This is a genomic window from Vibrio proteolyticus NBRC 13287, from assembly GCF_000467125.1.
Classification (GTDB): domain Bacteria; phylum Pseudomonadota; class Gammaproteobacteria; order Enterobacterales; family Vibrionaceae; genus Vibrio; species Vibrio proteolyticus.
Window position 1 is genome coordinate 1 of the sequence record NZ_BATJ01000002.1, and the last position, 20,461, is coordinate 20,461.

A 20,461-nucleotide genomic window follows, 5' to 3' on the forward strand; every position below is an offset into this window, starting at 1 on the left:
GCGACGTTTTCCCAACGCATCTCTCAAGTGCGGAGCGCATCATAGCAAACTCGCCCAAGCTGTAAAGAGTTTTCTTATGTTTTTGAATTGAATGCTGTCTTTTTGGGCAAAGATGACAGTTATTACCCATTTGATGCTGATAATCCCGAGAAAGTGACACTCATAACACTTTCTTTTCTAAGATTTACATTCCTTGACGTTCAAATACACTTCGAGTGATTACAATAGATCTCAGTGATAGTTACAGAAGCAAATGTATGAACAACAAAACAATTATCGGGGCTCTGCTGCTGGCAATGTCATTCAGTGCTCCTTCTGTCTCCGCTAACGGACCGGGGCGCTCGCCGGCCGTCACGGTGATTACCGAACTGGTTCAGACCCATAAAGTTTCTCAATCTCTTTCTCTGGTGGGCAAGCTCGAAGCCGAAGAGTCGGTCATGATTTCGTCAGAGGTGTCTGGCAAGGTGGACAAAATTGCCGTGAGCGCCAATCAGGAAGTGACGAAAGACCAGCTACTGATTCGCCTTGATGACGATAAAGCCAAAGCGGCTCTGACTGAAGCCGAAGCTTATCTGAAAGATGAGCAGCGCAAACTGCGTGAATTTGAACGTCTGGTGAAGCGCAACGCGATCACACAGACGGAAATTGATGCTCAAAAGTCGAGCGTAACAATCGCGCAGGCGCGGCTGGATGCCGCAAAAGCCAATTTGAAAGACATGCACATCAGTGCGCCATTTGACGGTACGGTGGGGTTTATTGACTTCAGCCGTGGTCGATTGGTCAGTGCCGGTGATGATTTACTGACCTTGGATGATCTTTCTGTGATGCAACTGGACTTGCAGATCCCAGAGCGTTATCTGGCGATGATCAGCAAAGGCATGCTCGTCAAAGCCAAGACCGCCGCTTGGGGCGAACGGACATTTGAAGGGGAAGTGGTGGGCGTTGATTCACGCATCAACCGTGAAACGCTCAATCTGCGTGTGCGAATCCATTTTGATAACAGCGAGCGCCGCCTTAAGCCCGGCATGCTGATGTCGGCGAGCATGGCGTTTCCGGCGATCGAAGCGCCGATCATTCCGGTTCAGGCGTTGGAGTATTCCGGCACCAAACGTTACGTCTATGTGATTGGCGACGATAACAAAGCGGTCCGTACCGAAGTCTTCCTTGGTGCGCGGATTGACAATCAGGTGGTGATTGAAAAGGGATTGGCCATCGGTCAGAAGATTGTAGTACAGGGCATCGTTAATATGCGTGACGGGGTGACTGTCAGTGAACTGGGTAGCGATGGCAAACCTAAGCAGAAGGATAACGGCTGATGTGGTTATCGGATGTCTCTGTTAAGCGCCCGGTAGCGGCGGTGGTTCTGAGTCTGTTGCTGTGTGTGTTCGGTATCGTGTCGTTCAATAAACTGGCGGTACGGGAAATGCCGGACATTGAAAGTCCGGTGGTGTCGATTTCAACGCGCTATGAAGGCGCATCGGCCACCATCATCGAAAGCCAGATCACTTCGGTACTGGAAGACCAGCTGTCCGGGATCAGCGGAATTGATGAAATCACCTCAGTGACTCGCAACAGCATGTCGCGCATCACCATCACTTTTGAGCTCGGCTATGACCTCAACACCGGTGTCAGTGATGTACGTGACGCGGTTGCGCGCGCGCAACGTGCACTGCCGGATGAAGCCGATGACCCTCTGGTGTTTAAAAATAACGGCTCCGGTGAAGCGTCGCTCTACATCAACCTCAGTTCTTCCGAGATGGACCGCACCCAGTTGACCGATTATGTCGAACGGGTGCTGATTGACCGATTCAGCCTGATCTCCGGGGTCAGTTCGGTGGATGTGTCCGGGGGACTCTACAAAGTCATGTATGTGCGCCTAAAACCCGAGTTGATGGCCGGACGCGGCGTAACCACGTCAGACATCACATCGGCGCTGCGCAACGAAAATATTGAAAGCCCGGGGGGCGAAGTGCGCAACGATTCGATCGTGATGTCTGTGCGCACCGCCCGGGCCTACACTCAACCAGAAGACTTTGACTATCTGGTGGTCAAGCGTGCCAGCGATGGCAGTCCGGTCTATCTGAAAGACGTGGCCGATGTGTTTATCGGTGCTGAGAACGAAAACTCGACGTTTAAAAGCGATGGCGTGGTGAACGTCAGCATGGGGATCGTTCCACAATCTGATGCCAACCCGCTAGAAGTGGCAGACCGGGTGCATCAGGAAGTCGATAAAGTGCAGAAGTTCCTACCGGAAGGCACGCGCTTAGCGATCGATTACGACTCTACTGTGTTTATTGAGCGCTCGATCGCGGAAGTCTACAGTACGCTGTTTATCACTGGCGGCCTGGTGATTCTGGTGCTGTACATTTTTATCGGTCAGGCGCGGGCAACGCTGATCCCAGCGGTGACTGTACCAGTGTCACTGATTTCAGCCTTCATGGCGGCGTACTACTTTGGTTTTTCGATTAACCTCATTACCTTGATGGCGCTGATCCTGTCGATAGGCTTGGTGGTGGACGACGCCATCGTGGTGGTCGAGAACATTTATCACCATATTGAGCGGGGCGAAAAGCCGCTGCTGGCCGCGTATAAAGGTACGCGTGAAGTGGGGTTTGCGGTGGTTGCTACCACTCTGGTTCTGGTGATGGTGTTCCTGCCGATCTCCTTTATGGATGGCATGGTTGGCTTGCTGTTCACCGAGTTTTCCGTCTTGCTGGCCATGGCGGTGATTTTTTCCTCATTGATCGCGCTGACCCTGACCCCGGTGCTGGGAAGTAAAATTCTTCAGGCCAACGTGAAACCGAACCGTTTCAACCAGGTGGTCGATCGCCTGTTTGCTCGTCTGGAGTCTGGCTATCGCTCACTACTGAAACGCGCCCTGCAATGGAAATGGGCGGCACCAGTTGTGATCCTGGCCTGTATTGGCGGCAGCTATCTGTTGATGGATCGGGTGCCGGCTCAGCTCACTCCGTCGGAAGATCGTGGAGTGGTGTTTGCTTTCGTCCGCGGCGCCGATGCGACCAGTTATAACCGGATGTCGGCCAATATGGACTTGGTCGAAGAACGTCTGATGCCACTGCTGGGGCAAGGGTTTCTTAAGTCGTTCAGCATTCAGTCACCAGCGTTTGGCGGAAATGCGGGCGATCAGACCGGCTTTGTGATCATGATACTGGAGGATTGGAACGACCGGACGGTGACGGCGCAGCAGGCGCTCGGGCAGGTGCGAAAAGCGCTGGCGGGTATTCCGGACGTTCGGGTGTTTCCGTTTATGCCGGGATTTCGCGGCGGCTCTAGTGAGCCAGTGCAATTTGTGCTCGGTGGTTCGGATTACGCTGAGCTGAAAAAATGGGCTGAAATCCTTGAACTGGAAGCGGAAAATTCGCCTTTCATGGAAGGGGCGGACATAGATTATTCAGAGAAGACACCGGAGCTGGTGGTGAGCGTCGATCGCCAACGCGCAGCAGAGCTTGGTATCAGTGTGGCGGATATTTCGGATACCCTGGAAATCATGTTGGGCGGCAAAAGTGAAACCACTTATGTTGAGCGGGGGGAAGAGTATGATGTGTACCTGCGCGGCGATGAGAACAGCTTTAACAACGCGGCGGATCTGAGTCAGATCTACATGCGCACCGCATCCGGCGATCTGGTTACGTTGGATACGGTGACCAAAATTGAAGAGGTGGCGTCGTCGATAAAGTTGTCGCATTACAATAAGCAGAAAGCAATTACCGTGACCGCCAACCTGTCCAACGGTTACACGCTGGGTCAGGCGCTGGATTTCCTCGACGCGAAAGCCATCGAAATGCTGCCGAGTGATATCTCGGTGAGCTACTCCGGTGAATCGAAGGACTTTAGAGAGAACCAGTCGAGTGTCGCGGTGGTGTTTGCACTGGCGTTGCTGGTGGCGTACCTGGTACTGGCGGCTCAGTTTGAGAGCTTTATCAACCCGCTGGTGGTGATGTTCACGGTGCCAATGGGGGTGTTTGGTGGGTTCCTTGGCCTATTTGTCATGGGGCAGGGGATGAACATCTACAGTCAGATCGGTATGATCATGCTGATCGGGATGGTGACCAAAAACGGCATCCTGATCGTGGAGTTTGCTAACCAGTTACGTGACCGGGGTATCGAGTTCGAAAAAGCCATCATTGATGCGGCGTCACGCCGTCTGCGTCCGATTTTGATGACCGCTTTTACCACTCTGGCTGGCTCGGTCCCGTTAATCTTATCCAGTGGGGCCGGTTATGAAAGCCGGGTAGCGGTGGGTACGGTGATCTTCTTCGGCATGGGATTTGCCACTCTGGTAACGCTGTTTGTGATTCCGTCGATGTACCGTTTGATTTCGGCCTCAACACAAGCGCCAGGCCATGTGGAAGCGGAGCTGAATAAAGAGCTGAGTCACGATGTGAAAACCCGCAGCATTCATTAAGCGGGATGTGAACAGGGCGCCAGTTGGCGCCCTGTTTTATTTCCTGAATTAACTGTAAGTGACGCTATAGCGGGTCGGTTTGTGGTTCATGGCCAACACCAGATTGAGTGCAATGGCGCCCAGAATAGACAAACCAATGGTCTCTGGCGTGACGAAGAAGCAGGAGGCGATCAGGATCATCGCGTCGATCACCATCTGGCTTTTGCCGACCGAAACACCGAACTTATCTTGTATAAACAGGCACAGGACGTTAAAACCACCAAGACTGGAGCGGTGGCGAAACAAGATCAGCATGCCCAGCCCCATCAGTAGACCACCGGCAATGGCGCAGTAGAGCTCGTTAATCCGCTCAAGCGAAATCACCAGATACAGATGATCGGCAAAAATCGATACCAACGCGCCTGACATCGCACTGTTGATCGCAAAACGGGCGCCGAAACGTTTCCAGGCCAGCAGGTAAAACGGGCTGTTGGCGAGAAAATACAGAGTGCCGAATGTCCAAGGAACAAATTGACTGACAAGCAGTGCCAGCCCCGTCGTGCCGCCTGTTAGCAGCTGAGCTTGTTGGAGAAAAAAGACCCCCTGAGCCACCAAAAAGGTACCAGTCAGGATGGCTATCCAGTCTTCTTTGCGGGAATGTTTTTCCATTAATTTATATACGACCTTATCAACAGAGGCGAGCATACTATTGAAAAGAGTGCGTTTTCGGTAGCTAGCGAGCAAAAATTAAGGTAAACCTATGTAATTATCGTTTTACAGGGTGTAAAGGATAAAATTGACACTGGTTTGAGTGCACACAGGTCTTGTGCCAACATCATGACAAACCTTGTCAGCTATTATGAAAAAACTGCATGGCAAAAAATGTAATTTTCTCTTTATGAGCTAGATCAAATTATGTAGAATGCGCGCCATTAGCTTGATGCAAACGTTTGCGCAGCTATAAGTGCGTAGATTGTTAGGGTCAAAAGTCAGTTTTTTTGCAACTTTAAGTCTTAATCTGAGTCAGGAGATACAGATGCTAAAGCGTGATATGAACATCGCTGATTACGATGCGGAACTGTTCGCAGCCATCCAGGAAGAAACACTTCGCCAGGAAGAACACATTGAACTGATCGCTTCTGAAAACTACACCAGTCCGCGTGTAATGGAAGCGCAAGGTTCTCAGCTAACCAATAAATACGCGGAAGGTTACCCAGGCAAGCGTTACTACGGCGGTTGTGAGTATGTTGATAAAGCAGAAGCTCTGGCGATTGAGCGTGCATGTCAGCTGTTTAACTGTGAATATGCGAACGTACAGCCACACTCTGGCTCCCAGGCTAACAGCGCGGTCTACATGGCTTTGCTGAATCCGGGCGACACCGTATTGGGTATGAGTCTGGCACACGGTGGACACCTGACTCACGGTTCTCCGGTTAACTTCTCGGGTAAGCACTACAACGTGATTCCTTACGGTATCGACGAAGCAGGTCAAATCAATTACGACGAGATGGAAGCGCTGGCACTGGAGCACAAACCTAAGATGATCATCGGTGGTTTCTCTGCCTACTCTCAAATCGTTGACTGGAAACGCATGCGTGAAATCGCAGATAAAGTTGACGCGTACCTGTTCGTGGATATGGCGCACGTTGCAGGCCTGATTGCGGCTGGCGTTTACCCGACGCCTGTGCCTCATGCACACGTGGTAACGACGACGACGCACAAAACACTGGCGGGGCCACGCGGTGGTCTGATCCTGTCCAATGCTGGTGAAGACATGTACAAGAAACTGAACTCGGCGGTATTCCCGGGTGGCCAGGGTGGTCCTTTGATGCATGTTATCGCGGGTAAGGCCGTGGCGTTCAAAGAAGCGATGGAACCAGAATTCAAAGCGTACCAGGCTCGTGTCGTGCAAAATGCCAAAGCCATGGTGGCTCAGTTCCAGGAACGCGGTTACAAGATTGTGTCAAACGGTACTGAAAACCACTTGTTCCTGGTTGACCTGATTGATAAGAACATCACAGGTAAAGATGCAGACGCCGCGCTGGGCGCCGCGAACATCACGGTGAACAAGAACTCTGTGCCTAACGATCCACGTAGCCCGTTTGTCACGTCTGGTATCCGTGTTGGTACGCCGGCAATCACGCGCCGCGGGTTCACTGACGATGATGCCAAAGAACTGGCTAACTGGATGTGTGATGTTCTAGATAACATTGATAACCCAGAAGTGATCGAAGCCACGAAAGCTAAAGTACTTGAGATCTGTCAGCGTTTGCCGGTTTACGCGTAATCCGCAATCGCATTTAAAAAGGCTCCATTACGGAGCCTTTTTTGTGCGTGATGTCCACTCGCCAGCCTGAAACCGGCGTTGGAAGGTTATTTCGCAATGCTGAGCAATGTGCCCGACTTACATTTGAACGAGTAGTATTTGCTGCTCTCGTTAAACTTGCCCAGACCTTCGCCATCGCAGTAATCGATGTTGATGTCACGCATGGTTTCCAAGGTACTTTCGCTGGTCAGCGCAAACTTAGAGCCGTCTGAACAGACGATGCGCACACGGCCATCATCACTGACTGAGTAGATGTCGACTTCGGTGTTGCAAAGTTCAAAAGAGGCTTCACGGTAGTTGTCTTGCTGAGTATTCGAGGCACAGCCGACAGTAAATGCCGCTGCGACCAGAGCAAAGATTCCGAGCTTTTTCATTGTGTTTTCCTTAGCCAAGTCTCAAAGGATGAGCGTGGTGTTTCTTATTGATTGTGGCTTAGCCTATATAACTCGGCTGCCAGATTCAAGCGACTATAAAACATTTATCATACGAAGACAGTTCGTTTCAGTGAGGTGTTGTCAGGCCTGAAACAAAAAAGCCGATGCAGAGCACCGGCTTTTGAATTTTGAGAGGAGAGGCGTTACTTCACTTCCATCCCTTTGGCTTGCAGGTCTGCGTGGTAAGACGAACGCACAAACGGACCACATGCCGCGTGGGTAAAACCAAGCTCCAACGCGATCTCTTTCAGCTCTTCGAACTCTGCTGGTGGTACGTAGCGTTCAACCGGCAGGTGGTGGCGACTTGGTGCGAGATACTGACCCAGTGTCAGCATGGTCACGCCGTGGGCGCGCAGATCTTTCAATACTTCGACGATCTCTTCTTTGGTTTCACCAAGACCCATCATCAGGCCCGATTTGGTCGGAACCCCCGGGTGCTGTTCTTTGAATTTCTTCAGTAACTCAAGCGACCATTTGTAGTTCGCACCAGGGCGAGCTTTACGGTACAGACGCGGCGCCGTTTCCAGGTTATGGTTGAACACATCTGGCGGGTTGTCTTTCATCAGATCAAGCGCCACATCCATCCGACCACGGAAATCCGGGACCAGCGTTTCGATACGAATTTCTGGGTTCAGTGCGCGGATTTCGCGGTTGCAGTCCGCAAAGTGCTGAGCTCCGCCATCACGTAAGTCATCGCGATCGACAGAGGTGATCACCACGTATTTCAGTTTCATATCTTTAATGGTTTGAGCCAGTTTGGTTGGCTCTTCCGCTTCCGGTGGAAGAGGGCGACCATGAGCAACATCGCAGAATGGGCAGCGGCGGGTACAGATCGCACCCAGAATCATAAAGGTCGCAGTACCGTGATTGAAACACTCAGCCAGGTTTGGACAGGAGGCTTCTTCACATACCGAGTGCAGGTTATTTTTGCGCATCGCTGCTTTGATGTCCTGAATACGCTGGCTGTCTGCAGGCAGTTTGATTTTCATCCATTCCGGTTTGCGCAGCACTTCTTTTTGCTCCGCTGGCATGTTTTTAACAGGAATTAATGCCATTTTGTCGGCGTCACGGTACTTAACGCCTTTTTCCATTTGGATTGGTTTGCTCATGCTTTCTTACCTATTAAAGGTGCTTCTGTGCTGAAATCGACTTGTTTGTAGTCAAGCAACTTCACTAATTCTTCGACAAGTTGTTCTGCGACAACATTGACCTGATCAGGGCCGCCTAACTGGCTGACCTGGGCCATTTCCATACCGGCATAACCACACGGATTAATGCGCATAAACGGCGACAAATCCATGTTGATGTTGAGCGCCAGACCATGGAAAGAGCAGCCACGGCGAATCCGCAGTCCGAGGGAGCAGATTTTTCTCCCGTCGACATACACACCCGGTGCATCGGGGCGGGCAGCTGATTCGATATTGTAAGCGTTCAGGGTATTGATGACGAGGTTCTCTATATGAGTAACGAGATCCCGCACGCCCATTTTTTTACGGCGTAGGTTAATCATGAAGTAAGCGACTAACTGACCCGGGCCATGGTAGGTAACCTGGCCACCGCGATCGCTTTGAATAACAGGAATATCACCCGTGTTCAGCAGGTGTTCGGCTTTACCGGCCTGGCCTTGAGTAAAGACCGGGTTATGCTCCACCAGCCAGACTTCATCGTTGGTCTGCTCGGTGCGAGTATCGGTAAATTCATGCATAGCTTGCCACACCGGCTCGTAATCACGCTTACCCAGCATTCTTACGACGAGCTGATTATCCATGTTGACTCCCGTCAGCGCTTAATAAAGTGTTTGGATTATAAACTTCTTCGCGTGCAGGGACTACACACAAATAACAGTTTTTTAACCTCAAAAAACTTAATGTTTATTTATCTTGTTGATAAATAAAAAGAAAGCAGCAAAGTGCTGCTTTCAAAAAAAGTTTAATCAATCAAATAATTACAGAACCATGCGCACGATTTCGATTTCGCCCAGCTCTTTGTAGAGGATTTCAACCTGTTCGATTGAGGTCGCGGTGATGTTCACCGACACTGAGTGATAGTTGCCTTTTGCGCTTGGTTTCACGGTCGGGCTGTAATCACCTGGAGCATGGCGCTGAATCACTTCCAGAACCAGTTCAGGCAGTTCTGGCTTCGCATGGCCCATCACCTTGTAAGTAAACGAACAAGGGAACTCAAGCAAGTCTTTCAGTTTGGCGTCTGAGTTAATGGTTAGCATAAGGGACACTCCAAGTTGAGAATTCTGTCGGTGCGCAATAGTAATGACTATTGGACCATATCTCAAGTTTATATAAAGGGCGCGCGACAGACAAAAAGAAAGCCGCCTAGATGGCGGCTTTCGACAATCGAAGGGAGGATTAGAACAAGCTATTGAATAGCATGACAATGTAATCCCACAAACGGCTGAACAAGCTGCCTTGGTTCACGTCTTCAAGGGCCAGCAGCGGATATTTCGCTACGTCTTTACCGTCCAATTGATAGTAAAGTGTGCCAACAACGTCACCTTTCATAATTGGGGCTTCCAGCTGTTTTTCAAGGACGAAGCTGGCTTTCAGATCTTTTGCCTGGCCGCGAGGCAGAGTGACATACGTGTCTTCGTTCACGCCTAGCGCGACTTTGTCTTTGTCGCCCATCCAGACTTTTTCTTCAACAAACGTCTGACCCGCTTTATGGGGGGCCACTGTTTCGTAGAAGCGGAAACCGTAGCTCAACAGCTTTTTACTTTCCGCTTTACGGGCATTGGCGCTTTTGGTGCCCATCACGACAGCGACCAGACGCATCTGACCTTCGGTCGCCGAGCTGACCAAGTTGTAGCCTGCACCGCTGGTGTGGCCGGTTTTAATGCCGTCAACGTTCATGCTTTTATCCCACAGCAGACCGTTCCGGTTGTACTGTGTGATGCCGTTGTAGGTGAATTTCTTCTCTGAGTAAATGCGGTATTCTTCAGGCACGTCGTGGATCAGGGCACGACCCAGCAGCGCCATGTCGTATGGCGTGGAGTAGAGGTCGTCGTTGTCCAGGCCGTGAACATTGGCGAAATGGGAATTTTTCATGCCGATCGATTTCGCCCAGGCGTTCATCAGTTCCACAAACGCGTCTTCAGAGCCGGCAACGTGCTCGGCCATCGCCACACACGCGTCATTACCTGATTGGATGATGATGCCTTTGTTCAGGTCTTTAACTTTAACCGTGGTCCCCACTTCGATGAACATCTTGGAGGAATCTGGAAAGTTTTTGGCCCAGGCATTTTTACTGATGGTGACATCGTCTTCAGGTGAGACATTGCCACTTTTGATTTCCTGACCGATGACGTAACTGGTCATCATTTTGGTCAGACTGGCCGGGTGCATTTTGGTGTTGGCGTTTTGTTCCGCCAAGACCTTGCCCGAGTTGTAGTCCATCAGAACGTAGCCTTTCGCCGCGATTTGAGGCGCATCAGGAACGACACTAGGGGCAGCGTAAGCCGCGGAAGCGAAAGTTGCAGAGAGTGCAACAGTAGACGCAAGAACTGGTTTTAGAAGAGTTGTTTTTTTCATGATGAATGCAAGTTTTCTTTTACTGTCCATATCTTAACAGAAACAATCTCTCAAACCAGTGCAGGTTTAAACCGACACTGGATTGAGGACTATTGGGTTGCTGTCTGCTTTTTGATAAACGCGGTCGAATAGCCGAGCACTTTAACCTTTTCAAGGGTTTCCTGAGTCAGGGAATAGTCAGCAAACGGGCCGAGAAACACTCGGTGCACGTCACTTTCACTGCTGACAAAACTGTCCACAGATAACTTCTGACCAAGATCCTGGGCTAAAGTTCGCGAGCGATCCGCAAATTTTGACGACGCGACCTGAATCAGATACCCCTGAAAGGCCGCTGCTTTGCTTTTCGCGCTGGCTTTGTCGACGTTGATCACCTGAATTTCGACATTAGCGGTGCCGGTTTTGATGACGTCGAGTTTGGCCGCAGCGGCGTAGCTAAGATCTATGATCCGTCCTTGATGGAAAGGGCCACGATCGTTCACGCGTACCACCGCGCTTTTGCCGTTGTCGAGATTGGTCACTTTGACATAGCTTGGCAGTGGCAGGGTTTTGTGTGCCGCGGTCATGGAATACATGTCGTAGATTTCGCCATTGGATGTCAGGTGGCCGTGGAATTTCTTTCCATACCAAGAGGCTTTGCCTTTTTCGCTAAAGCCCGAGGTGTTTTTGACGATCTGGTAATCTTCACCGCGCAGTGAATAATTTTTGTTGCCACCGAGACTGTAAGGTTCGAATTGCGGCTGGGCATCTTCAATATGGTCAACCGATATCGGCTCGTTAGGAGCTACATCGTCGTCGATATCGTAACGTCCTCCCGGAGTAGAGGAACAACCGGCCAAAATGGCAGCTAAGCTGGCAAAAGCCAGAAGATGTCTGATTTGCATGTATTTACGTCGCCTTTGAAAACGCTTTTCTGTGGGTATGAATTGACATCAGGATGCCAAAACCCGCCATCAGAGTAACCATGGATGTACCGCCGTAACTGATCAGGGGCAGGGGTACGCCTACAACCGGCAAAATGCCGCTTACCATGCCAATGTTTACAAACACATAAACAAAGAAGCTCAGTACAATACTGCCTGCCATCATTCGGCCAAACGCGGTTTGCGCGTTGCTGGCCAGATACAGGCCACGACCTATGATGAACAGATAAATACTCAGCAGGGCAAGAATGCCTATCATGCCCCATTCTTCCGCAATGACTGCAAAAATAAAGTCAGTATGTCGCTCTGGCAAGAATTCCAGTTGCGATTGCGTACCTTGTAACCAGCCCTTGCCGGAAACACCGCCTGAACCGATCGCAATTTTACTCTGGATGATGTGGTAGCCTGCACCGAGTGGATCCGATTCAGGGTTAAACAGCGTTCGTACCCGGGTTTTCTGGTATTCGCGCATCAGGAAGAACCACAAAATCGGGATAAAACCACCGACTGCGAGCGCCGCGGCGGTGATGATACGCCAACTGATGCCCGCCAGGAACACAACAAAAATACCGGATGCGGCGATCAGAATCGACGTCCCCAGATCCGGCTGTTTGGCGATCAGTATGGTTGGAACGAACACCATTACCAGGGAGAGCACCAGCGTTTGCAATGTGGGGGGGAGTGAGCGCTTACCGATAAAGCGCGCGACCATCAGTGGCACCGCCAGTTTAAGAAATTCTGATGGCTGGAAGCGAACAAAGCCAAGGTTGAGCCAGCGCTGTGCCCCTTTGGAGATTTCACCGAACAACAGTACACACACCAGCAGCACGACACCGACAAAAAACATCACGGGAGCGACCGATTCATAGGTTCGCGGCGGAATTTGCGCCAGCAGCAGCATCACGCCCATCGCCAGCGCCATACGCATCGCCTGGCGATCCATCATCGCCAGATTTTGTCCACTGGCACTGTACATCACAACCAGGCCAAAACCCATCAGCAGTAATATGCCCAGCAATAATGGGAGATCGATATGAAAACGCTCAAACAGGGCGCGGTTCTGCCCGGTAGATGGATCGAATTCCATTATTTTTCAGCCTCTTGTTCGCCGAGTACGACCCGGTCAAAGATTTTGCGTGCCACTGGTCCACCGTTACTGGAGCCGCCACCGGCATTTTCCAGCACGATGGTGGTAATGACTTTCGGGTCGTCTACCGGAGCAAAACCGGTAAACAGCGCGTGATCGCGCAGGTGTTCCGCCAGTTCTTCGGCGTTGTATTCTTCATTTTCACCCAGGCCAAAGACCTGAGCGGTGCCAGATTTACCGGCGGTGACGTAGTCCATCTGAGTGAACGACCGTCGAGCCGTGCCGCGTTTACCATGGTTGACCAGACGCATGCCGTTGATGGCAATATCCCAGTACTTTTCAGGCACACCAGTGATCGGTGGGTATGTGTCCACTTCAGTTGTTTTACGTGTGTCAAAGCTCTGGCCATTTTCGATCGTAGCGCGCAGCAGATGCGGTGCCACCACCTTGCCGTGTTTGACCAGGACTGATGTAGCTTTGGCTATCTGCATCGGTGTGGCCGTCCAGTAGCCCTGACCGATCCCGACCGGAATGGTGTCGCCCTGATACCAAGGCTGGCGGTGACGCGCCATTTTCCACTCGCGTGTCGGCATGTTGGCTTTGCTTTCTTCGTAAATATCGATGCCGGTGTAATCACCGAAACCAAACGCCATCATCCAGTTGGAAATGCGGTCGATGCCCATGTCATAAGCGACCTGATAGAAGAAGGTGTCCACCGACTCTTCAATCGACTTGGTGATATCCACACGGCCATGTCCCCAGCGTAACCAGTCACGAAATGGTTTGGTTTTCGAGTTTGGAATACGCCAGTAGCCCGGGTCGTTGCGTGTGGTGAACGGTGTGATGACCCCTTCCTGCAACGCGGCTACCGCCATAAAGGGTTTGATGGTTGACGCTGGAGGGTAGATCCCCAGCGTGGCACGATTGACCAAAGGGCGGTTTTTGTCGTTCAGTAAGTCGCTGTACGCCTTACCGGAGATGCCATGCACAAACGCATTGGGATCGTAACTCGGGCTGGACACCATCGCCAGAACGCCATTGTCGCTGGGGTCAAGTACCACGGCGCTGCCGCGTCGGCCGTCAAGCAGGTTGTGCACAAACATCTGGATATTGATGTCAATGTTCAGCACGATGTCTTTGCCAGGCTCTGGTGGCACGTATTTCAGGGTCCGGATCACTCGGCCTCGGCTGTTGACTTCCACTTCCTGATACCCGGCCGTGCCGTGCAGCATGTCCTCGTAGTAGCGTTCAATCCCAAGTTTGCCGATGTCGCGCGTTGCCTGATAGTTGGCCGCTTTTTCTTCGCGAGTCAAACGTTCCAGGTCGCGGTCATTGATGCGCGAGACATATCCGAGAACGTGCGTGAGCATTTCACCAAAAGGGTAGTAGCGTTTAAGGCTGGCACTGACGGACACACCAGGGAAATTGTGTTGTTGTACCGAAAAGCGGGCGACCTGATCTTCACTCAGTTGGGTCAGCAGGGGGACCGAGTTGAAACGTCGTGTCTGACGGCGTTCACGCTCAAAGCGCTCGATCTGCTCAGGGGTGATCTCGACAATTTGTTGCAGACGAGCAATGGTGTCGTCCATGTCTTTGACTTTTTCCGGGATCACTTCGAGGCTGAATACCGGGCGGTTTTCCGCCAGAAGGACACCATTACGGTCATAGATCAGCCCACGGTTCGGGGCGATAGGCACGACTTTAATGCGGTTGTCGTTGGAACGGGTTTTGTAGTCCTGATACTGGTTGACCTGAATGTGATACAGGTTGGCGACCAGCAAGCCCACCAGCAGAATAATGCCCAGAAACGCCACTACAGCACGGCTTTTAAACAGCCGTGCTTCTTCCTGATAGTCACGAATTTTGCTACGTTTACGCAACATGGCTAACGGTTCTCAACGACAAGATTATTCTCTGTGATAAGGGTGATTTGCGGTAATACTCCAGGCTCGGTACAAGCTTTCCGCCATCACCACACGCACCAGAGGGTGGGGCAGCGTCAGCGGTGACAGGGACCAACTCTGGTCGGCTGCCGCTTTGCACGCCGGAGCCAAGCCTTCCGGACCGCCGATTAAAATCGATACGTCACGACCATCGAGTTTCCAGGCTTCCAATTGACCCGCCAGTTGTTCGGTATCCCAGCGTTTGCCCGGAATATCGAGAGTAACAATTCGATTGCCTTTTGGCACGGCGGCCAGCATCGCTTCGCCTTCTTTTTGCAAGATTCTTGCAATATCAGCGTTCTTGCCGCGTTTGCCTGCCGGCACTTCCACCAGTTCAAGCGGCATGTCGTGAGGAAAACGGCGTTTGTATTCCTGAAAACCTTCTTCGACCCACTTTGGCATTTTGGTGCCGACGGCAACCAGCTGTAACTTCATGCGCTAGCCCCACAGCTTCTCAAGCTGGTACAGTTCACGCTGATCTTCTTGCATAACGTGGACCATGGTAGTGCCCATGTCGACCACGACCCATTCGCCTTCTGCTTCGCCGTCAATGCCCAGAGGTTCTAATCCGGCTTTTTTCGCTTCGCTGGCTACGTGATCGGCAATCGAGGATACGTGTCTTTTTGACGTACCAGTACATACGATCATGTAGTCGGTCACGCTGGATTTTCCTTGTACATCCAGGGTGATGATGTCCTGAGCTTTCATGTCATCCGCTTTATCGGCCAAAAAGTCTCTCAGTTCTTCGCGTTGCAAGTTGTAATCCTCTGAAAATGAAATAGGGAAAATGTGATCGGGGAGTATATCACGCTTTTAGGCCGGTAAATCCAGCTTTACCTCCGGCAGGCACAATTGCACGCTTATCTGATGGATAAATGGCCAGGGTGAAATGTCGTACTGGGTTTTCGCCTGAATTTCAGCCGTCGCCAGAGTATGAATGCATTGGTGCAGAGCCGTAGGCGTCAGTCGGCTGAGTGCTGCCGAGTACAGTGGGCGTTTGGATTGCCAGACCCGGTGTTTATCAAACACCTGTGCCAGTGACATCTGAAACGTCTGACTTTTCATCGTTGCGAGCGTGATCAGTTCTTTTTGAATCGAACGGATCAGCACCACGGGCTCAATGCCTTCTGCCTCAAGCTGGCGCAGAATACGTTGGGCGCGGTTGGCTTTGCCTGCCAGCAAGGCATCCACCCAGTGAAACACCGTAAAGTGATTGTGGCGGCTGAGGGATTCTTCAAGACGGATCAGAGTCAACTGGCCGTCCGGGTAGAGCAGAGCGAGCTTTTCCAAGCTTTGCGCCAGAGCAAACAGATTACCTTCGTGCCACTGGGCCAGCATTTGAACCGCTTCCGGGTCGGGTTTGAGGCCCAACTGGCGGCAGCGTGTTTGCACAAATTGAGGTAAACGCTGGATATCCGGTGTCAGGCAGTTAACCCAGCAGCCTTGAGCACTGAGTGCCTTGAACCATTTCGCACTTTCCTGAGCCTTGGTCAGTTTACTGCCGACCAGTACCAGCAAGATGTCTGGATGCAGCATGTCCGCCAGCGAAACCAGCTCTTTGGCAGCGGCGGCGCCTGGTCCAGCGTCGCCAATTTCCAGCTCAATGATTTGCCTGGCGGAGAACAGACTGAGCGCCTGACAGCAGTCAAACACTTCATTCCAATCCAGGCTGGCGTCGACACTGAAACGGTGTCGCTCTTCAAAGCCCTGCGTTCTGGCTTTGTGTTGAATCGCACTGCGCGATTCCTGAATCAGTAACGGTTCGTTACCGAACAGCAGGTAGATACCGGACAGTTGTTTGTCCAGCTGCTCGGCCAGTCGGTCAGCGAAAATACGCATCCGGATCCCTTATTGCTCCGCTGCGTCATCGGTTGTTTGAGGTGTGCCGGCCGGTGTCTCGGCCGGGAAGTCACCCTCATAGGTTTTGACATCGTACTGCTCGTCGTACTGGTTGAGGTTGTCATTCGCCGGTAGGTTGCTGTCGTCCATCTGATGGTTCTGGATGTCCACTTTCAGGCGTGCCATCTGACGGATGATCTGTGATGCCGCCAATTTGCGCATTTCGTCCTCGATCATGTCACGCTCTACTGATTTTGCCAGTGCAGTCAGTGGGTTATCAAGATAACTGCGCGTTACACTGGTCGAGAAGGTTTTGGTGCCTACCTCGGGAATAGTGACTCGGTATGAGGTGCGGAAAGTCAGTTCTTTTTCCGCTGCGCGGGTGTTTTGATACAGAGACAAAGTACGTTCACCCACTCCTTCGTTGATCAGGTGCAGGTTCGGTACGTTTTCTGCTGGTGTCACGAGTTCGACGTCATTGATACGTAACTGGTTTTTCACCTGACGGGTAAAAACGCTGTACTGGTCGTAACTGGTGACTGACAAGGTACTCAACTCGTGAGGTACAGAATAGTCACCGCGCAAATGGAATCCACAAGCCGTCAGTAGGCTCGCTGTCGCAACAACACAAGTCAATTTGAAAGAGGAAACAGAAAATAGGCGCATGGGTTGATGGTTCTCAGTTATTGGAGTATTTATCTCAGGCCACTCACGTTGAATGAGCTGAGATAAATCAACAGGGCAGTGACCTGCCCTGTTTAAGGACTGCATAAATGCAAATTAGTTCGACTGAATCTTAGTTTGCAACGATATTCAGCAGTTTACCCGGAACGTAAATCACCTTACGAATGGTTTTGTCTTCGGTGAACTTAGTGACGTTCTCGTTGGTCAGACCCAACTCTTCAACCTGCTCTTTGCTGGCGTCAGCCGCTACGGTCAGCTTGGCACGCAACTTGCCGTTTACTTGTACAACGATGGTTTTTTCGTCTTCAACCAATGCTTGCTCATCAAACGTTGGCCATCGTGCGTTGTCGATGTCTGTTTCACCCAGCGCAGTCCATAGTTCGTATGAAATGTGCGGAGTGATAGGGTAAAGCATCGCAACGACAGCTTTGAGCGCTTCATCAAGGATCGCGCGATCTTGCGCCGATGCTTGAGGTGCTTTCGCGAGCTTGTTCATCAGCTCCATGATGGCTGCAATCGCAGTGTTAAAGGTTTGACGACGAGCGATATCGTCCGTCACTTTGGCGATGGTTTTGTGTACGTCACGACGCAACGCTTTCTGGTCGCCAGACAACGCAGAGGCATCAACGGTTTCTGTTGTACCTTTTGCCGTGTGCTCATTCACCAGTTTCCATACACGTTTCAGGAAGCGGTTAGCGCCTTCAACGCCAGACTCCTGCCATTCCAGAGTCATGTCTGCCGGTGATGCAAACATCATGAACAGGCGTACGGTGTCAGCGCCGTACTTGTCAACCATCTCTTGCGGGTCGATACCGTTATTTTTCGACTTAGACATTTTGATCATGCCTGAGTGTTCCACGTTGCGGCCCTGATTATCGATCGCTGAGGCGATACGACCTTTGCTGTCGCGTTCCACTTTCACATCGGTAGGGGCTACCCACTCTTTGGTGCCTTTCTCGTTGGTGTGGAAGAATGCGTCAGCCAGTACCATGCCTTGACAAAGCAGTTGCTTGAACGGTTCGTCAGAGGTCACGTAACCTGCGTCACGAAGCAATTTGTGGAAGAAGCGTGAGTACAGTAGGTGCATACAAGCGTGCTCGATACCACCGATGTACTGGTCTACTGGTAGCCAGTAGTTGGCTTTTTCTGGGTCTAGGATGTCGTCCGCTTGTGGTGAACAGTAGCGTGCGTAGTACCAAGAAGATTCCATGAACGTATCGAACGTATCGGTCTCACGTAGAGCTGGTTCGCCGTTGAAGGTGGTCTTCGCCCATTCTTTGTCGGCTTTGATTGGGCTGGTTACGCCGTCCATGACCACATCTTCAGGAAGAATCACTGGTAGTTGGTCAGCAGGTACTGGGTGAACTTCACCGTCTTCCGTGGTGACCATTGGGATTGGTGCGCCCCAGTAACGCTGACGAGATACACCCCAGTCACGTAGACGGAAGTTAACTGTCTTAGTGCCTTTGCCTTCTGCTTCTAACTTGGCAGCGATTGCATCGAATGCCGCTTGGAATTCCAGGCCGTCGAATTCACCAGAATCGAACAGCACACCTTTCTCAGTGTATGCCGCTTCCGAGATGTCTAGCTCGCTGCCGTCAACTGGCTTGATCACAGGCACGATGTCCAGGCCGTACTTAGTGGCGAACTCGAAGTCACGTTGGTCGTGCGCAGGTACTGCCATAACCGCGCCTGTGCCATAGTCCATCAGTACGAAGTTTGCTACGTAAACTGGCACTTCACGGCCGTTCAATGGATGAATAGCAGTAAGGCCAGTCGCCATACCTTTCTTCTCCATTGTTGCTAGTTCAGCTTCGGCTACTTTGGTGTTCTTACACTCTTCGATGAATGCCGCTAGTTCAGGGTTGCTCTCTGCTGCGATAGTCGCCAGTGGGTGGCCCGCCGCGATACCCACGTACGTCACACCCATTAGTGTGTCTGGACGTGTGGTGTACACTTCTAGGTCTTGCTGCCCCTTCACTTCGAACTTGAGTTCAACACCTTCAGAGCGACCGATCCAGTTGCGCTGCATGGTTTTGACCATTTCTGGCCAGCCATCCAGGTTATCCAGATCGTCCAGCAGTTCTTGAGCATACTCAGTGATTTTGATGAACCACTGTGGGATCTCTTTTTGTTCTACCGGCGTATCACAGCGCCAGCAACAGCCGTCTTCGACCTGTTCGTTAGCCAGAACGGTCTGATCGTTCGGACACCAGTTCACTGAAGATGTCTTCTTGTAAACCAGGCCTTTTTCGTACAGCTTGGTGAAGAACTCTTGTTCCCAGCGGTAGTATTCTGGAGTACAAGTAGCAAATTCACGATTCCAGTCGTAGCCAAAACCCAGCAGTTTCAGCTGGTTCTTCATGTATTCAATGTTTTCGTAAGTCCAAGGCGCCGGTGCCGTGTTGTTTTTTACGGCAGCATTTTCTGCCGGCAGACCAAACGCGTCCCAGCCAATAGGCTGCATCACGTTTTTGCCTTGCAGTCGTTGGAAGCGAGAGACGACGTCACCGATGGTGTAGTTGCGCACGTGACCCATGTGCAGTCGGCCACTTGGATATGGGAACATAGACAGACAGTAGAATTTTTCTTTATTTGGGTCTTCACTTACAACAAAGGTTTTGTTGTTTTCCCAGTGCTGTTGAACTTTTTGTTCAATATCTTGCGGGTTATATTGCTCTTGCATCGATGATGTCCGGTTATCTTGGATTTGTGAGTTCGGTTAGAACAGATACTAATAGATCGTCATAGAATACCTAAAGGCGCGGAGTACAACAACAGTTGTGTTAACGGGAGGTTCCTTATGCCAAAACGCAAGTCGGGCTATGAAGAGATGCTTGAAGATGTGGTTGAGACACTCAAGCACAGCCCGGAAGAGGTCAATCACGTCTTAGAGCAATCGGGAAAGGTGGTCGCAGCTGCGAATGACATGACCAAAGACGAGCTCGCGCTGATTTCGGCGTATGTGAAATCGGATCTGAAAGAGTTTGCTGACAGTTATGAAGAGGGCAAAAGTGGGCCGTTTTATCTGATGATTGCAGACTCCATCTGGCAGGGGTTGTTGGAAATTACCGATCGAACCAAAGTCGAGTGGGTAGAGCTGTTTGCCGACCTCGAGCATCAGGGATTGTATCAGGCCGGGGAGATGATTGGGCTCGGAGTGCTGGTATGTGAAAACTGCGGGCATCGCGTTGAGTACAATCATCCGACAGAAATTGTTCCGTGCATCAAATGCGGCAACACGGCGTTTAGTCGGCAGCCGCTCAAGCCATAAAAAAACA

Annotated in this window: 18 protein-coding genes; 4 read left to right on the forward strand and 14 right to left on the reverse strand. The window is 51.3% G+C overall.

Annotation, left to right across the window (positions count from 1 at the left end; genetic code table 11):
• The first annotated feature begins 257 nt into the window (after positions 1-257).
• Both VPR01S_RS02600 and vexH read left to right on the forward strand, forming a co-directional pair.
• Complete coding sequence (locus VPR01S_RS02600; RefSeq protein ID WP_021703742.1) at positions 258-1,316, forward strand: efflux RND transporter periplasmic adaptor subunit; 1,059 nt, start codon at positions 258-260, stop codon at positions 1,314-1,316.
• Positions 1,316-4,426, forward strand: coding sequence for a vibriobactin export RND transporter permease subunit VexH (vexH, locus tag VPR01S_RS02605; protein WP_021703743.1), 3,111 nt, complete (start codon positions 1,316-1,318; stop codon positions 4,424-4,426). The genes VPR01S_RS02600 and vexH overlap by 1 nt, the downstream gene beginning before the upstream one ends.
• Positions 4,427-4,474: 48 nt before the next feature.
• Here the strand turns inward: vexH and VPR01S_RS02610 are convergent, their stop codons facing one another.
• Positions 4,475-5,074 carry a YitT family protein gene (locus VPR01S_RS02610; protein WP_021703744.1) on the reverse strand — a complete coding sequence of 200 codons (600 nt, stop codon included), beginning with the start codon at positions 5,072-5,074 and terminating at the stop codon, positions 4,475-4,477.
• Between the two features lie 367 nt (positions 5,075-5,441).
• On the opposite strand from VPR01S_RS02610, the gene glyA reads away from it, so the two are divergent.
• Positions 5,442-6,692: a serine hydroxymethyltransferase gene (gene glyA / locus VPR01S_RS02615; protein ID WP_021703745.1), complete on the forward strand. Its 1,251-nt coding sequence runs from the start codon at positions 5,442-5,444 to the stop codon at positions 6,690-6,692.
• Positions 6,693-6,778: 86 nt separating this feature from the next.
• Here glyA and VPR01S_RS02620 read toward each other — a convergent pair whose 3' ends face one another.
• The 13 genes from VPR01S_RS02620 to leuS form a co-directional block, all read right to left on the reverse strand.
• A complete protein-coding gene (locus VPR01S_RS02620) occupies positions 6,779-7,105 on the reverse strand; it encodes a hypothetical protein (RefSeq protein ID WP_021703746.1) in 327 nt (108 codons plus the stop codon).
• A gap of 203 nt (positions 7,106-7,308) precedes the next feature.
• The gene (lipA, locus tag VPR01S_RS02625; protein ID WP_021703747.1) at positions 7,309-8,274 is read right to left on the reverse strand and encodes a lipoyl synthase; all 966 of its coding nucleotides are present in this window, start codon (positions 8,272-8,274) and stop codon (positions 7,309-7,311) included.
• Positions 8,271-8,933 carry a lipoyl(octanoyl) transferase LipB gene (lipB, locus tag VPR01S_RS02630; RefSeq protein ID WP_021703748.1) on the reverse strand — a complete coding sequence of 221 codons (663 nt, stop codon included), beginning with the start codon at positions 8,931-8,933 and terminating at the stop codon, positions 8,271-8,273. The genes lipA and lipB overlap by 4 nt, the downstream gene beginning before the upstream one ends.
• A gap of 177 nt (positions 8,934-9,110) precedes the next feature.
• Complete coding sequence (ybeD, locus tag VPR01S_RS02635; protein ID WP_021703749.1) at positions 9,111-9,389, reverse strand: DUF493 family protein YbeD; 279 nt, start codon at positions 9,387-9,389, stop codon at positions 9,111-9,113.
• A gap of 139 nt (positions 9,390-9,528) precedes the next feature.
• Positions 9,529-10,707, reverse strand: a complete 1,179-nt coding sequence (locus VPR01S_RS02640; RefSeq protein WP_040902217.1) for a serine hydrolase — start codon at positions 10,705-10,707, stop codon at positions 9,529-9,531.
• An 89-nt stretch (positions 10,708-10,796) separates the two neighbouring features.
• A complete protein-coding gene (locus VPR01S_RS02645; RefSeq protein WP_021703751.1) occupies positions 10,797-11,588 on the reverse strand; it encodes a septal ring lytic transglycosylase RlpA family protein in 792 nt (263 codons plus the stop codon).
• Between the two features lie 4 nt (positions 11,589-11,592).
• Positions 11,593-12,714 (reverse strand): rod shape-determining protein RodA, encoded by a 1,122-nt coding sequence (gene rodA, locus VPR01S_RS02650; protein WP_021703752.1) that lies wholly within the window; start codon positions 12,712-12,714, stop codon positions 11,593-11,595.
• Positions 12,714-14,597, reverse strand: a complete 1,884-nt coding sequence (gene mrdA, locus VPR01S_RS02655) for a penicillin-binding protein 2 (protein ID WP_021703753.1) — start codon at positions 14,595-14,597, stop codon at positions 12,714-12,716. The genes rodA and mrdA overlap by 1 nt, the downstream gene beginning before the upstream one ends.
• Before the next feature lie 24 nt (positions 14,598-14,621).
• A complete protein-coding gene (rlmH, locus tag VPR01S_RS02660) occupies positions 14,622-15,092 on the reverse strand; it encodes a 23S rRNA (pseudouridine(1915)-N(3))-methyltransferase RlmH (protein ID WP_021703754.1) in 471 nt (156 codons plus the stop codon).
• Between the two features lie 3 nt (positions 15,093-15,095).
• The gene (gene rsfS / locus VPR01S_RS02665) at positions 15,096-15,413 is read right to left on the reverse strand and encodes a ribosome silencing factor (protein WP_021703755.1); all 318 of its coding nucleotides are present in this window, start codon (positions 15,411-15,413) and stop codon (positions 15,096-15,098) included.
• A gap of 57 nt (positions 15,414-15,470) precedes the next feature.
• Positions 15,471-16,496, reverse strand: a complete 1,026-nt coding sequence (gene holA / locus VPR01S_RS02670) for a DNA polymerase III subunit delta (RefSeq protein WP_021703756.1) — start codon at positions 16,494-16,496, stop codon at positions 15,471-15,473.
• Between the two features lie 9 nt (positions 16,497-16,505).
• Positions 16,506-17,162: an LPS-assembly lipoprotein LptE gene (locus tag VPR01S_RS02675; RefSeq protein ID WP_040902218.1), complete on the reverse strand. Its 657-nt coding sequence runs from the start codon at positions 17,160-17,162 to the stop codon at positions 16,506-16,508.
• 130 nt (positions 17,163-17,292) lie between these two features.
• Complete coding sequence (gene leuS, locus VPR01S_RS02680) at positions 17,293-19,866, reverse strand: leucine--tRNA ligase (RefSeq protein WP_021703758.1); 2,574 nt, start codon at positions 19,864-19,866, stop codon at positions 17,293-17,295.
• A 117-nt stretch (positions 19,867-19,983) separates the two neighbouring features.
• On the opposite strand from leuS, the gene VPR01S_RS02685 reads away from it, so the two are divergent.
• Positions 19,984-20,454 carry a zinc ribbon-containing protein gene (locus tag VPR01S_RS02685; RefSeq protein WP_021703759.1) on the forward strand — a complete coding sequence of 157 codons (471 nt, stop codon included), beginning with the start codon at positions 19,984-19,986 and terminating at the stop codon, positions 20,452-20,454.
• The last annotated feature ends 7 nt before the right edge of the window (positions 20,455-20,461 follow it).

Bases quoted from the DNA above. Each gene is read 5' to 3' on its own strand.
- VPR01S_RS02600 (WP_021703742.1), top strand. From the start codon at position 258: ATGAACAACAAAACAATTATCGGGGCTCTGCTGCTGGCAATGTCATTC.
- vexH (WP_021703743.1), top strand. From the start codon at position 1,316: ATGTGGTTATCGGATGTCTCTGTTAAGCGCCCGGTAGCGGCGGTGGTT.
- VPR01S_RS02610 (WP_021703744.1), bottom strand. From the start codon at position 5,074: ATGGAAAAACATTCCCGCAAAGAAGACTGGATAGCCATCCTGACTGGT.
- glyA (WP_021703745.1), top strand. From the start codon at position 5,442: ATGCTAAAGCGTGATATGAACATCGCTGATTACGATGCGGAACTGTTC.
- VPR01S_RS02620 (WP_021703746.1), bottom strand. From the start codon at position 7,105: ATGAAAAAGCTCGGAATCTTTGCTCTGGTCGCAGCGGCATTTACTGTC.
- lipA (WP_021703747.1), bottom strand. From the start codon at position 8,274: ATGAGCAAACCAATCCAAATGGAAAAAGGCGTTAAGTACCGTGACGCC.
- lipB (WP_021703748.1), bottom strand. From the start codon at position 8,933: ATGGATAATCAGCTCGTCGTAAGAATGCTGGGTAAGCGTGATTACGAG.
- ybeD (WP_021703749.1), bottom strand. From the start codon at position 9,389: ATGCTAACCATTAACTCAGACGCCAAACTGAAAGACTTGCTTGAGTTC.
- VPR01S_RS02640 (WP_040902217.1), bottom strand. From the start codon at position 10,707: ATGAAAAAAACAACTCTTCTAAAACCAGTTCTTGCGTCTACTGTTGCA.
- VPR01S_RS02645 (WP_021703751.1), bottom strand. From the start codon at position 11,588: ATGCAAATCAGACATCTTCTGGCTTTTGCCAGCTTAGCTGCCATTTTG.
- rodA (WP_021703752.1), bottom strand. From the start codon at position 12,714: ATGGAATTCGATCCATCTACCGGGCAGAACCGCGCCCTGTTTGAGCGT.
- mrdA (WP_021703753.1), bottom strand. From the start codon at position 14,597: ATGTTGCGTAAACGTAGCAAAATTCGTGACTATCAGGAAGAAGCACGG.
- rlmH (WP_021703754.1), bottom strand. From the start codon at position 15,092: ATGAAGTTACAGCTGGTTGCCGTCGGCACCAAAATGCCAAAGTGGGTC.
- holA (WP_021703756.1), bottom strand. From the start codon at position 16,496: ATGCGTATTTTCGCTGACCGACTGGCCGAGCAGCTGGACAAACAACTG.
- VPR01S_RS02675 (WP_040902218.1), bottom strand. From the start codon at position 17,162: ATGCGCCTATTTTCTGTTTCCTCTTTCAAATTGACTTGTGTTGTTGCG.
- leuS (WP_021703758.1), bottom strand. From the start codon at position 19,866: ATGCAAGAGCAATATAACCCGCAAGATATTGAACAAAAAGTTCAACAG.
- VPR01S_RS02685 (WP_021703759.1), top strand. From the start codon at position 19,984: ATGCCAAAACGCAAGTCGGGCTATGAAGAGATGCTTGAAGATGTGGTT.